Below are 13572 nucleotides of genomic sequence, written 5' to 3' on the forward strand. Positions count from 1 at the left end.
TTTAAGTATTCTCGCCAAAGGCGACGCGACAGATCACACATGCGCCACCTCCATGCCATGGGCGCCGCCCATCATCAGGCCGATCTCGTCAACGGTCAGGCCTGTTGTTTCCCGAGGCGCGCTCAGCCGCCCTTCGTTCAGGGCCGCAAAACTGTCTGAGATCTCCATCAACTCGTCCAAATCCTGACTGATGCAGATCACTGCCGTTCCTTTAGCAGCCAGATCCAGAATGGCCTGCCGGATCGACGCAGCCGCTGCCGCATCCACACCCCAGGTCGGTTGGTTCACCACCAGCACCTCAGGGCTCTGCAAGACTTCTCGACCAATCACGAATTTCTGCAGGTTCCCGCCTGACAGCGACCGTGCCGCGTTTTCAGGGCCGGGCGTTCTGACGTCAAACGCGCTAATAATCTTTTCGGCGAAGCTTTTGGTCTCGGACCATTTGAGGAAACCTTTGTTTTCCAAACCTTCGCGCACCGACCCGGTCAGGAGGGCGTTCTCGGTCAGGCTCATATCCGGCGCAGCGGCATGGCCTAAGCGTTCCTCCGGCGCGGTCAGCACACCCAGTTTCCGGCGGGCAGTGGGGCCGAGTTTGCCGATCTGCTGACCATTGAACTTGATCGCATCGGCAGGGGTTTGAATCTCACCGGAAAGCACGCCCAGCAACTCATCCTGACCGTTGCCAGCGACACCGCCGATGCCGAGAACCTCACCCTTGCGGACCGTCATATGGACGTTCTTCAGCGCCGTTCCGAATTCCGAAGGTGATGGCACCGATAGACCGCTGACATCCAACGCAACCTCACCGAACTCACGGCCCGAGCGTTCGGGTGTCTGCAGTGTTGATCCCACCATCATCTCGGCCATGTCGCGTGCTGATGTTTCGGCCGGAATACACTCGCCCACATTCTTGCCCAGACGCAGGATCGTAGCGTGGTCACACAGCGTTCGGATCTCTTCGAGCTTATGCGAGATATAGAGGATCGAGGTGCCCTCAGACCGCAATTTGTTCAGCGTCTCGAACAGGATTTCGACCTCTTGCGGGGTCAGCACGCTGGTTGGTTCGTCCATGATCAGCAGCTTGGGGTCTTGCAGCAGGCAGCGGATGATCTCGACCCGCTGACGCTCCCCCGCGGACAGATCGCCGACCGTGCGGTACGGGTCCAAAGGTAAGCCGTAGGTCTCGGACACTTCGCGGATACGCGAGGCCAGATCGCCCATGGGCGGTGGGTTCTCCATCCCCAGCGCAATATTCTCAGCCACGTTCAGCGCGTCGAACAGCGAGAAGTGCTGGAACACCATCGCAATCCCATCCGCCCGAGCCGCGCGGGGTTCCGCTGGGGCGAAGGGTTGGCCGCGCAGCAACATGGTGCCGCTGTCGGGCTTCACCAGCCCGTAGATCATCTTGACCAGCGTGGATTTCCCTGCGCCGTTTTCTCCCAGCAGTGCGTGAACTTCGCCTTCGCCGATGTCGAACGACACCTGATCATTGGCCACGACGCCGGGATAGGCTTTGGTCAGCCCTTGCAGGCTTAAGAGTGGAGTGGTCACGCGCTCAGGTCCTTCTTCAACTCAGTCTGTCGGGCCGGGCGCAGAAGCTGCGCGGCGACGCCAACGGCGATCATTTGCGGGTGTTTGCCCAGAGCGGGATCGCCGATTGGACAGGTGATCCGGCTGATCTGTTCAGGCGAATGCCCAAGAGCTGCCAGCCGCGACCGGAATCGTGCCCATTTCGTAGCCGAGCCGATCAGCCCCGCAAAGCGGAAATCATGCAAAAGCAGCCGGTTGCACAGCTCTAAATCCAGATTGTGTGAATAAGTAAGCACAAGATGCTCGGCGTCGGGCGGTGCATGGCGAACCAGCTCGGCCGGTTTGGCCGCTGGAACGGTGGTGACACCTGCTGGGACCAAGGCCGGGAAGCGCTCGGGTCCCGTGTCGACCCAAGTGATCGCGATGTCGGGCAGGGGGGACAGAACATCCACCAGTGCTCGACCTACATGTCCCGCACCCCAGATCCACAGGTTTCGGGTTGGCTTGTGAACGGGTTCCACCATCCAGCCGTCGATCATCTGCGGTTCGGGGGCAATCCCCTGTCCACGTGCAGTTGCCAGCAACCGTTTCACGGACAGAGGCAATTCGTCTTCAGAAGCGGAGCGCGCGATGACCGTGTCGTCGAGCGCTTCAAGCGCCTTTTGATCAAAGACCTCGCTGAACAGTGAAACTGCACCGCCACAACACTGCCCCATCTCCGGGCCAAGAGCGTGATGGGTCAGGCGGGCAGGGGCGGATTGGGACCGCGCAGCTTCTGCGGCGTGAAACTCCAACGTACCGCCGCCGATCGTTCCGCTTTGGCCATCCGGCCAGACCAGCATTGAAGCGCCAACCTCTCGCGGGGACGAGCCCTTGATCGCGGCGATGACCACGCGGGTGACTTTCCCGTGGGTTTTGACCGCCTCCCTCAAAGCCTCCAGATCAAATCCCATCAGATGCCTCCCTTCATCCGCTGAACGCCGCGCCAGACTTCCTCAGCCGTGGCGGGTGCATCCAACGCCGGATAGCTGTCGCCACAAGCTGCGACCGCATTCGACAGGGCCAACCAGGCTGAAATTCCCAGCATGAAGGGCGGTTCACCCACCGCCTTCGAGCGATAGATCGTATCCTCGCGGTTCTCGCCATCCCAAAGCGCGACATTGAAGATATCGGGCCGGTCCGAGCAGGCTGGAATCTTGTAGGTCGAGGGCGCGTGTGTGCGCAGGTTGCCCTTGCCGTCCCAGACCAATTCCTCTGTCGTCAGCCAGCCCGCGCCTTGCACATAGCCGCCTTCGACCTGCCCGATATCGAGCGCCGGGTTCAATGATGCGCCTGCATCATGCAGGATATCGGTGCGCAGAATGCGGTTTTCGCCGGTCAGTGTGTCCACGGCCACCTCGGTGACGGATGCGCCATAGGCGAAGTAAAAGAACGGACGGCCCCGGCCTGCGATCCGATCCCATTCGATCTTGGGTGTTTTGTAGAAGCCGGTGGCCGACAGGCTGATGCGCCCCTGATAGGCCAGTGCTGCGGCCTCAGAGAAGGTGTAGCGTTCCGCACCGACCGAGACGTGACCGTCCGAGAAGGTAACTGTCGACGGGTCCGCCTGATGACGCTCGGCCAGATAGTCGGCCATGCGGTCGCGGATCGTGTCGCAGGCGGCTTTGACCGCCATACCGTTCAGGTCACTGCCCGAAGACGCCGCCGTGGCCGAGGTGTTCGGTACTTTGGCCGTGTCGGTTGCGGTGATCTTGACCATCTCCAGCGGAATGCCAAAGCGCGACGCCGCGACCTGAGCGACTTTCTGGAACAGGCCTTGCCCCATCTCGGTGCCGCCATGGTTCAGGTGGACCGAGCCGTCCTGATACACATGCACCAACGCACCTGCCTGATTGAGGTGGGTCAGCGTAAAGGAAATCCCGAACTTGACCGGAGAGAAGGCGATGCCCTTCTTGATCACACTGTTCTCGGCGTTCCATTTTTCGATGGCAGCCTTACGCGCGGCATAGTCGCTGGATCTCAGCAGAGCTTCGGTCATGCCGTGCAGTTCGAAATCGCTGACCTCCATGCCGTAGGGCGTGGTGTTGCCGCCTGCGGGCAGAGGGCGCACGGGCGCCTCGCCCATCTCAACTGCCCCCCGGCTGGTCAGGTCTTCATGCGGATCGGGGTGTCCCAATGGTTTCTTCGCCGTTTCAACCTCAGTAACCTTGTGGGCGGGTTCATAGAAGTTCCGACGGCGCAGCTCGACGGGGTCCAACCCCAGCGCATGCGCGGCGTGGTCCATCACGCGTTCGATCCCGACCATACCCTGAGGGCCCCCGAACCCGCGATAGGCGGTGGCGGATTGGGTGTTGGTCTTCAACCGGTGGCTCTCGATCCGCGCATTGGGCAGCAGGTAGGCGTTGTCCGAATGCAGCATCGCTCGGTCCGCGACGGGCAGAGACAGGTCCTGTGCCCAGCCGCAGATCGCGTGGTGTAGGAAAGAGACACCCTGAATATGGCCGTTCTCATCGAATCCTGCCTTGTAGGAAATGCGGAAGGCATGGCGTTTGCCGGTGATGATCATGTCATCGTCGCGGTCATATCGCATTTTGCACGCCTTGCCGGTCGCGCGGGCCGCTATGGCACAAGCCACGGCCAGAGCGTTGCCCTGGCTTTCCTTGCCGCCGAACCCTCCGCCCATACGGCGTGTCTCAACCCGGACCGCGTGCATGGGAACGCCCAGCGCATCCGCCACCTTGTGCTGGATCTCGGTTGGATGCTGGGTGGAACTGTGGACCAGCATATCCGCGCCTTCATTCGGCACGGCAAGGGCCGCCTGACCTTCGAGGTAGAAATGTTCCTGCCCGCCGAGCTCGAAGCTTCCTTCGATGATATGGGGGGCACTGTTGATGGCGGCATCCGCGTCCCCCTTGGCGTAGATGCGGGGGCCATCCTCGAAACGACTGTCGGCGGCCATAGCGTCTTCGATGGTCAGGATCGGGGTGTCTTCGGCATAGTCGATCTTGCCCAACCGCGCGGCCTTTCTGGCTGCGAGATGGCTGGTGGCGACGACCAGAAACACGGGCTGTCCGACATAATGAACCGTGCCATCCGACAGCAGTGGCTCATCATGGATCGAGGGCGAGACATCGTTGGCAAAAGGAAGGTCTTCGGCCGTCATCACCTGCACCACGCCATCCGCAGCTTTCACTGCCGACAGGTCCATCGCACTGATCGTACCTTTGGCAATCGGGCTCAGACCAAAGGCCAGATGCAGGGTGCCCTTTGGCGTCGGGATGTCATCCACATAGCGTGCGGCGCCTGCCACATGCAGCGGGGCCGCGTCGTGGGGGAGGGGTTTGGTCACGCTCATGCCGTCACCTTCAGCACGTCGGTCACTTCGCCCTGATCTTCCAGAAAATACCGTTCCAGCATCGCTTTGGCCGTCTCCAGCCGATAGGTTGCCGAGGCGCGCATGTCCGTGAGTGGTGAATAATCCTCGGCAAAGCTGGGCAGCGCGGCGTCAATCACCTCGCGCGTCCAGGGTTTGCCGATCAGTGCGGCCTCGACATGTGTTGCCCGTTTCGGAGTACCAGCCATACCACCAAACGCGATGCGCGCTTTAGTGACGGTTCCCTCTGAGACGGTGATATTGAAACACCCGCAAACGGCCGAGATATCCTGATCGAACCGTTTGCTGAGTTTGTATGCCTTCAGTCGATCCGCCTGACGCGGGAAACTGACGGCCTCGACAAATTCACCCGGCGCGCGGTCTTGTTTGCCGTAGTCGATGAAGAACTCTTCCAAAGGAAGGGACCTGCGGGCGTCGCCTTTGCGAAGGTGTAGAGTTGCACCCAAAGCGATCAGGGCAGGTGGGTTGTCCCCGATGGGTGAGCCATTAGCGATGTTGCCGCCGACGGTGGCTGCGTGGCGCACCTGAACGCTGGCATAGCGGCGGATCATTTCGGCGTAGGAGGGATGGAGGTGGACGAGAGCATCGCCCATCCGGTTCATGTCGACCATTGCCCCGAAGCGGATTTCGTCGTCGGTGATTGTGATCTGTTTTAGGTCTTCGCAGCCGTTGAGGAAGAACACCGGGTCAAGCTCACGCAATTGCTTGGTGACCCAAAGGCCGACATCGGTTGCACCGGCGATGAGTGTCGCGTTGGGGTACTGGGTATAGACTTCCGCCAATTCGTCGGATGACCTGGGGAGGAAGGTCGGTTCTGCCCCCCGGCCTGCGGCCTCCCCCCGAGGTATTTTTGAACAAGAGAAGGACTGGTCGTCAGTGATCCATTGCGGGACGGGATGTGGTTCGGCGGCTTTCGCGGCGCGGATGATCGGGGCGTAGCCAGTGCAGCGGCACAGATTGCCGGCCAGTTGGGTGTCGTGGTCGGTTGCGCCATTTGCGTGACTGGCAACCATCGACATCACGAAGCCGGGGGTGCAGAAGCCGCATTGCGAGCCGTGCAGATCGACCATTGCGCTCTGGACCGGATGAGGCTCATCGTTTGGGCCGCTTGCGCCCTCGACCGTTCGGACGGCTTTGCCATGGAGTTGCGGCAGGAACAGGATGCAGGCGTTCAATGCCTTGGCGCTGCCCTCGTCGGTGACCATCACGGTGCAGGCGCCGCAATCGCCTTCGTTGCAGCCTTCTTTCGTGCCGGTCAGGCCACGCTCCTCACGCAGCCAGTCCAGCAGGGTGACCGTCGGACTGACATCCGACAGCTGCACTGTCTCTCCGTTCAGAAGAAACGTGATGTCCATTCGTGAAACCCGTCGCCTTACCCGGTTGCGCCCGTTGGGCCCTCCTTCGATGCGACGTAGAAAGAGTGGCGGGCGAAGTGCTTGCCGTCAGATGTTAGAAACAGCGCACCTTATCTGGCAAGAAAAACTGCCTATATGATGCACCATTGGACCCGCACGGCCTGTGAATGTTGCAGTTGTTTAGAAGTCAGGCACTTGTAAATAAAGACCATTTTTGAAGCGATGCCGAGTCTGGCCCGAAGCACCTTCTAAAAAATCAGAATAATCTCTGCTGATTTTTTAAGCAGTCCACAGAGTCGGTTCCCGCTTTTTCGTCGCTGCTGACTGGGATAGCTTGCGGGGTATGAGCAGTACCCCTCGATTCATTCACCTTCGCGTTCACACTGAATATTCCCTGCTGGAAGGCGCTGTGCGGCTGAAAAAGCTGCCCGGTCTTTGCGAGAAGGCCGAGATGCCCGCCGTTGCGGTGACCGACACCAACTCGATGTTCTCGGCACTGGAGTTTTCAATCACCGCCAGCGGGGCCGGGATTCAGCCGATCATGGGGTGTCAGGTTGATCTCACCTATGTGCAACCGCAACCCGGTGAGAAGCCGAAAGCGCCTGCGCCTCTGGTGCTGCTGGCGCAGTCCGAGGTTGGGTATGAGAACCTCATGAAGCTGAGCTCCTGCCTCTATGTGGACAAAGGCGGGCAGTTGCCGCAGGTCACGTTGGAGGAGCTGGCGGATCGGTCGGAGGGTCTGATCTGTTTGACTGGTGGACCAGAAGGCCCAGTGGGAATGTTGCTGCAGCAAGGTCAGCGCCCTGCAGCTGAGGCTCTGGTCGACCGGTTGGCGGGGATGTTCCCGGATCGTTTGTATATCGAACTGCAACGCCATCCGGGCGAGGACGGCCAGCCTGAGGCCGAGCGCCTGACCGAGCGCGGTCATGTCGAGATGGCCTATGCCAAGAACCTGCCTCTAGTCGCCACCAATGATGTCTACTTTCCAACCTCGGATATGTATGAGGCCCATGATGCGCTGATCTGTATCGCCGAGGGGGCCTATGTCGATCAGCAAGCCGGTCGCCGCCGTCTGACCGCGCAGCATTATTTCAAGTCGCAGCATGAAATGGTGACTCTGTTCGCGGATTTGCCCGAGGCCATCGAGAACACGGTCGAGATCGCGCGCCGTTGCGCCTTTATGGCCTATCGCCGTGATCCCATTCTGCCCAAGTTTGCCGATGATGAAGTGGCCGAACTGCGCCGAATTGCGAATGAGGGTCTGCAGAAACGTCTGGCCGTGATCCCTCATGCGGTGACGCCGGAGGAGTATCAGGAACGCCTGGATTTTGAGCTTGGGATCATCGAAGGCATGGGGTTCCCCGGCTACTTCCTGATCGTTGCTGACTTTATCCAATGGTCCAAGGATCATGACATTCCGGTTGGGCCGGGGCGGGGGTCCGGTGCGGGATCTCTGGTGGCTTATGCCTTAACGATCACCGACCTTGACCCGTTGCGCTACAGCTTGCTGTTCGAACGGTTTCTGAACCCTGAGCGGGTCTCAATGCCCGACTTCGATATCGACTTCTGTATGGATCGCCGGGAAGAAGTGATCCGCTACGTTCAGCAGAAATATGGGCGTTACAAGGTGGGGCAGATCATCACCTTTGGTGCGTTGCTGTCCAAGGCTGCCGTGCGTGACATCGGGCGGGTTTTGCAGATGCCTTATGGGCAAGTCGACCGGCTGTCCAAGATGATCCCGGTCGAGGGCGTCAAACCGGTTTCGATCGAAAAGGCCCTGAAGGACGAACCGCGCTTGCGCGAGGAGGCGCGGAATGAAGAGGTTGTGGAGCGGTTGCTGAATTACGGCCAGCAAGTCGAAGGGCTGTTGCGAAACGCCTCGACCCACGCGGCGGGGGTTGTGATTGGCGACCGGCCGTTGGACGCGCTGGTGCCGCTTTATCAGGATCCGCGCTCCGATATGCCTGCGACCCAGTTCAACATGAAATGGGTAGAGCAGGCCGGGCTGGTGAAGTTCGACTTTCTCGGTTTGAAAACGCTGACCGTGATCCAGAACGCGATGGATTTGATCTTCAAATCCGGGCGGCCTTTGCATGTCGCGGCCGACGGGACAGAACTCTATGAACCGGCTGAAGGGGCCGAGAACCAGATCAACGCCATCCCGCTGGATGATGAGGCGACATACAAGCTCTATTCGGCTGCCAAGACGGTGGCGGTGTTCCAGGTGGAATCCTCGGGCATGATGGACGCGCTCAAGCGCATGAAACCTACCTGTATCGAGGATATCGTGGCCCTCGTGGCGCTGTATCGACCCGGCCCGATGGAGAACATCCCGACCTATTGTGAGGTCAAAAACGGGTTGCGGAAAATCGAATCCGTGCATCCTCTGATCGACCATATCCTTGAAGAAACCCAAGGCATCATCGTCTATCAGGAACAGGTGATGCAGATCGCGCAGGTCATGGCTGGGTACAGCCTAGGCGGTGCCGACCTGCTGCGCCGCGCGATGGGTAAGAAGATCAAAGAGGCGATGGATGCCGAGCGCCCGAAATTCGAGAAGGGCGCGGCGGAAAATGGCGTGGATGCCAAAAAAGCCTCCGAGGTGTTCGACCTGCTGGAGAAATTCGCCAACTACGGTTTCAACAAATCCCACGCGGCGGCTTATGCGGTGGTCAGCTATCAAACCGGCTGGCTGAAGGCGAACCACCCTGTTGAGTTCATGGCAGGCGTCATGAACTGCGATATCCACCTGACGGACAAGCTGGCTGTCTATTTCGAAGAGGTCCGCAAGGGGTTGGACCTGCCTTACATCCCGCCTTGTGTAAACCGCTCTCAGGCCACATTTGATGTGGACAATGGGCATCTTGTCTATGCGCTGGGCGCGTTGAAAAACGTGGGCGTCGAGGCGATGAGCCTTGTGGTTGATGGGCGTCGTGCCGGAGGCGCGCAGGATCAAGAGAGCGACAAACCCTTCGTCAACCTCTTCGACTTTGCTCGTCGCGTTGATCTGAAAAAGGTCGGCAAGCGCCCGTTGGAAATGCTGGCAAGGGCCGGGGCCTTTGATGAACTGGACAAGAACCGCCGCCGTGTGTTCGAAAGCCTTGATTCGCTTGTCCAGTATTCGGCGGCGATCCACGAACAGAAGAACTCAAATCAGGTGTCATTGTTTGGTGAGGCCGGGGACGACCTACCCGAACCGCGACTGTCGCCGACGCCGGATTGGCTGCCCGCAGAACGGCTCAGCGAAGAGTTCAAAGCCATCGGGTTCTACCTGTCGGGCCATCCGCTGGATGACTACATGCCTGCGCTGAAACGCAAACAGGTGCTGACCCTGGATGAGGTGACGGAAAAGGCGCACTCTGGCCCTCTGATCGCGAAGATGGCCGGGGTTGTTGCCGGCCGGCAGGAAAGGAAGTCTGCCCGCGGCAACCGTTTCGCCTTTGCGCAACTCTCGGACCCAACGGGCGCGTATGAGGTCACGCTGTTCTCAGAAACGCTGGAGAAATCGCGCGAGTATCTCGAGACCGGTGCGCAGGTGGTTCTGACTGCCGAGGCGACGATGGAGGCCGATCAGCTGAAACTCCTGGGTCGTTCGGTAGGCCCGGTGGATTCGGTTGTGGCCGAGGCGGGCGCGACCGGCCTGCGTATATTCGTCGATCAGCCGCAGGTGTTGCCCACGGTGGCAACCGTGCTGGCAGATGCCGCCAGCGCTGCGAAAGGGGCTGCCAAGGGGCCGATCCAGCTGTGCCTGATGGACCCGGGCTTGCCGGGCGATGTCGAGATGGATTTGGGGCAGGACTTCCCGATCAACCCGCAGATCAAAGGCGCGATCAAGTCGCTGGATGGCGTTCTGTCAGTGGAAGAGGTCTGATCCCGGCTTTATTGCCACAGCGATGTCCCCCGGCTAGGCTGTAACTGCACATTCTGTGACAGATGAAACAGGAGGGTTAGGGTTTGGCACTTTCAGCTATGGGCTCCAAAGCGTTGGTATTGGCGGGGGCGATCTCGCTTTCCGTGGCGACTGCGGCTTTTGCGGACGACAAAAAGAAGAAGCAGACAATCGAAGGTGCGTTGATCGGCGCCGGAGTTGGGGCCCTGATCGGTGACGGCAAGGGCGCGGCAATCGGCGGTGTGGCCGGTGCGATTATCGGACATAACTGGAAGTGATTGCGATGCGGATGAAAACTCTCAAGCCTGTTGTCTTGGCATCACTTTTGGTGGCTCCGGTCTTTGCTTTGGCCGACGAAGCCGCCCAGCAGATGGTCGAAGATGCCCTGCCTGTCATGCACTACACCTGTGCCTCAATCGCCGAAGAGGCGGACGGGGATGAGGCCTTTGTTGTTGAGGTCGTGGGCAAGATGACGGCTCTGTCTCTCTACAATCGTCAGATCAATATCGAGGACCACGCGGCCACAGATGAAGACAAAGCGAAACTGCGCGAAGCGTTCATCGCCGCTCTGTCTGAGGGCTGTGCTGCGGATAAAAACGCCCTTCTGGGCGGGGTTGTCGATAACGCCGTGAAATCGTCGCTGGGTTTGTAAACCTTAGCATCCTGTTTTGCGTCCCGACGCGGACAAATCGTGGGTGAATCTCAGTTGCTCGATCGTAGCGCCGGCAAGCCCACGCCAGTGCTTTCGAACCCGCCGTCGGACGCGATCACCTGACCCGTTACGTAGCTGGCTTTGTCCGAACAAAGGAAATAGATCACCTGCGCGATCTCATCCTCCGAACCGTATCGGTTTAGTGGAATAGCGTCATGATATGCGGCGATGATTTCGGGCGAGTGGACTGCCATCGCGAGCTTGGTCCGGACCGGGCCTGGACACACGCAATTGGCGCGTATACCGAATTCTCCTAGTTCGGCGGCTTGTTGCTTGGTCAGATGGATGACACCCGCCTTCGACGTTCCGTATGCTATGCGAAGTGTACTCGCCCTTAATCCCGAAATCGATGCGATGTTGACGATAGCACCACGGCTTTCGCGTAGGGCCGGTATAGTCGCCTGGGATACCAGAAACACGCCATCAAGGTTGGTTTCCATAACCCGACGCCACACTGCGAAATCGTGTTCCTCAATTGGCCCGAAATCTGCGACACCCGCGTTGTTCACCACAGCATCAATGCGATTGAACTCGGTGAGAACGGCCTTGACCACGCTAATAACCTGATTTTGATCTGAAACGTCCGCGACGAACGCAACCGCACCGTCTAGATCCTTTGCGGTAAGAGAAAGCGCCTCAGAGTCACGATCGATCATCGCAACGTTCCAGCCGTTTTGCAGAAACAGTTTTGTTGTCGCCAGCCCGATGCCACGCGCGGCGCCTGTGACAAGAGCAAGTTTGTTGGCCAATGAACGTCTCCTGCCAGTGAACTGATATTAAAATATTAGCCTACCAACAAGATTTCGAAAGGTAACCCTGTGATTAGTCTTGGACGTGACCAGCAAGAACCGGAAAAGCAGGCAGCAACATCGAAATCGGTCTTAGTAGTGCGGCGGGCGCTCGTCTCCGAACACAACCCCGCCCGAGCCTTCTTGCGCCCGTTCGGCCTCGCGCTGCAGCAGCATTTCGACGCGGCGGGTCAGGCGGTCGATCTCGGATTGCTGGCTTGTGACGACGGTGTTCAGCTCTTCGACTGTGCGGGTCAGATGGGCGATCTGTTCTTCCAGATGCTGCATTGGGGTCTCCTTCAGGGACGGTCATAGCGGGCCTGCAAAGCCAAGACCAGCGAAAGCGCGCCTTGCCCCGATGCGGGCCATGGGATAGACCGCGCGCGGAACAATACCCGTGAAGGACGCCCCCGATGGCCAAGCCCAAGAAACAGCCCCGCCCCAAGGCCGTAACGCCGAAAGGGTTCCGTGACTATTTCGGCGAGGAAGTCACGCAGCGCACCGAGATGCTGCGGACGATTGCGGGCGTGTATCATCGGTACGGGTTCGACGCTTTGGAAAGCAGCGCGGTCGAGACCGTCGAGGCGCTGGGCAAGTTCCTGCCCGACGTGGACCGCCCGAACGAAGGCGTCTTTGCGTGGCAGGAATTTGACGAGGGCGGAAACGGTGACTGGATGGCCCTGCGCTATGACCTGACCGCGCCTTTGGCCCGAGTCTACGCGCAGCACCGCAACGACCTGCCGACGCCCTATCGCCGCTACGCGATGGGTCCGGTCTGGCGTAACGAAAAGCCGGGGCCGGGGCGGTATCGTCAATTCTATCAGTGCGATGCGGACACTGTCGGCACCGCGTCGATGGCGGCTGATGCCGAGATCTGCGCGATGCTGTCGGATACGCTGGAGACCGTTGGCATCCCGCGCGGCGACTATCTGGTGCGGGTCAACAACCGCAAGGTTCTCAACGGCGTGCTTGAGGCGATGGGCCTTGGCGAAGACGCCGCTGCCCGCGACAACGTCCTGCGCACCATCGACAAGTTCGACAAGGTGGGTGAGGCCGGTGTGCGCGAGCTGCTGACCAAGGGCCGTCTGGATGCCTCAGGCGCGTTTATCGACGGCGTGGGGCTGAGCGATGATCAGGCCGAGCCGGTGATTGCCTTCCTGACCTCCAAGGCTGCTGACACTGCCGGAACGCTGGCCAACCTGCGCGCCGCCGTGGGCGACAGCAAGATCGGCGCGGATGGGATTGCCGAATTGGAACAAATCGGTTCCCTGCTGGATGCAGGCGGATACGGCGCGGACCGGATCGAAATTGACCCCTCGGTCGTGCGTGGTCTCGGGTACTACACCGGCCCGGTTTATGAGGCCGAGCTGACCTTTGAGATTTTCGACGAGAAAGGCCGCAAACGGCAGTTCGGGTCGGTCTCGGGTGGCGGGCGCTATGACGATCTGGTCAAGCGCTTTACCGGGCAGGAAGTGCCTGCGACGGGTGTGTCGATCGGTGTTGACCGCCTGCTGGCCGCTTTGCGCGAAAAGGGTCGTCTCAGCGCGCAGGCGACAGGCCCTGTCGTCGTCACCGTCATGGACCGCGACCGTATGGCCGACTATCAGGCGATGGTGGCGGAACTGCGCAATGCGGGTATCCGGGCCGAGGTCTACCTGGGCAATCCGAAGAACTTCGGCAATCAGCTGAAATATGCGGACAAGCGGAACTCTCCCATTGCTGTTATCGAAGGCGGTGACGAAAAGGCGAATGGCATCGTTCAGATCAAAGACCTGATCCTTGGTGCGAAAATTGCCGAAAGCGCCACACTCGAGGAATGGAAGGAACGCCCCAGCCAGTTCGAAGTGCCGCGCGGTGATCTGGTCGCAAAAGTGCGCGAAATTCTGGACAGTCAGGACTGAGCC

General features: G+C 59.8%; 10 protein-coding genes. 4 read left to right on the forward strand and 6 right to left on the reverse strand.

The window, feature by feature from the left end:
- Positions 1 to 33 precede the first annotated feature (33 nt).
- The 4 genes from ACR0C3_RS11570 to xdhA are packed head-to-tail and all read right to left on the reverse strand — an operon-like array spanning position 34 to position 6279.
- Positions 34 to 1551 carry an ABC transporter ATP-binding protein gene (locus ACR0C3_RS11570; RefSeq protein ID WP_480758554.1) on the reverse strand — a complete coding sequence of 506 codons (1518 nt, stop codon included), beginning with the start codon at positions 1549 to 1551 and terminating at the stop codon, positions 34 to 36.
- Entirely contained in the window at positions 1548 to 2483 is a 936-nt protein-coding gene (gene xdhC / locus ACR0C3_RS11575; protein ID WP_480758555.1) for a xanthine dehydrogenase accessory protein XdhC, read from the reverse strand. Before xdhC ends, ACR0C3_RS11570 begins: the two co-directional genes overlap by 4 nt.
- Positions 2483 to 4885, reverse strand: a complete 2403-nt coding sequence (gene xdhB / locus ACR0C3_RS11580; RefSeq protein ID WP_480758557.1) for a xanthine dehydrogenase molybdopterin binding subunit — start codon at positions 4883 to 4885, stop codon at positions 2483 to 2485. Before xdhB ends, xdhC begins: the two co-directional genes overlap by 1 nt.
- Positions 4882 to 6279: a xanthine dehydrogenase small subunit gene (gene xdhA, locus ACR0C3_RS11585; protein ID WP_480758558.1), complete on the reverse strand. Its 1398-nt coding sequence runs from the start codon at positions 6277 to 6279 to the stop codon at positions 4882 to 4884. The genes xdhB and xdhA overlap by 4 nt, the downstream gene beginning before the upstream one ends.
- 343 nt (positions 6280 to 6622) lie before the next feature.
- Between xdhA and dnaE the strand changes: the two genes are divergently transcribed.
- From dnaE to ACR0C3_RS11600, 3 genes are all read left to right on the forward strand, one after another.
- A complete protein-coding gene (gene dnaE, locus ACR0C3_RS11590; RefSeq protein ID WP_480758559.1) occupies positions 6623 to 10150 on the forward strand; it encodes a DNA polymerase III subunit alpha in 3528 nt (1175 codons plus the stop codon).
- Between the two features lie 83 nt (positions 10151 to 10233).
- On the forward strand, positions 10234 to 10446 hold the full coding sequence (locus tag ACR0C3_RS11595; RefSeq protein ID WP_419738497.1) for a YMGG-like glycine zipper-containing protein: 213 nt from the start codon (positions 10234 to 10236) through the stop codon (positions 10444 to 10446).
- An 11-nt stretch (positions 10447 to 10457) separates the two neighbouring features.
- Positions 10458 to 10820 (forward strand): hypothetical protein, encoded by a 363-nt coding sequence (locus tag ACR0C3_RS11600; protein ID WP_480758560.1) that lies wholly within the window; start codon positions 10458 to 10460, stop codon positions 10818 to 10820.
- 50 nt (positions 10821 to 10870) lie between these two features.
- On the opposite strand, the gene ACR0C3_RS11605 is transcribed toward ACR0C3_RS11600, so the two are convergent.
- On the reverse strand, positions 10871 to 11629 hold the full coding sequence (locus tag ACR0C3_RS11605; RefSeq protein WP_170374496.1) for an SDR family oxidoreductase: 759 nt from the start codon (positions 11627 to 11629) through the stop codon (positions 10871 to 10873).
- A 132-nt stretch (positions 11630 to 11761) separates the two neighbouring features.
- Positions 11762 to 11956 carry a SlyX family protein gene (locus ACR0C3_RS11610; protein ID WP_170384915.1) on the reverse strand — a complete coding sequence of 65 codons (195 nt, stop codon included), beginning with the start codon at positions 11954 to 11956 and terminating at the stop codon, positions 11762 to 11764.
- 125 nt (positions 11957 to 12081) lie between these two features.
- Between ACR0C3_RS11610 and hisS the strand changes: the two genes are divergently transcribed.
- Positions 12082 to 13569, forward strand: a complete 1488-nt coding sequence (gene hisS / locus ACR0C3_RS11615) for a histidine--tRNA ligase (protein ID WP_480758561.1) — start codon at positions 12082 to 12084, stop codon at positions 13567 to 13569.
- The last annotated feature ends 3 nt before the right edge of the window (positions 13570 to 13572 follow it).

The sequence above is a fragment of the Ruegeria sp. CK3 genome (assembly GCF_056536565.1).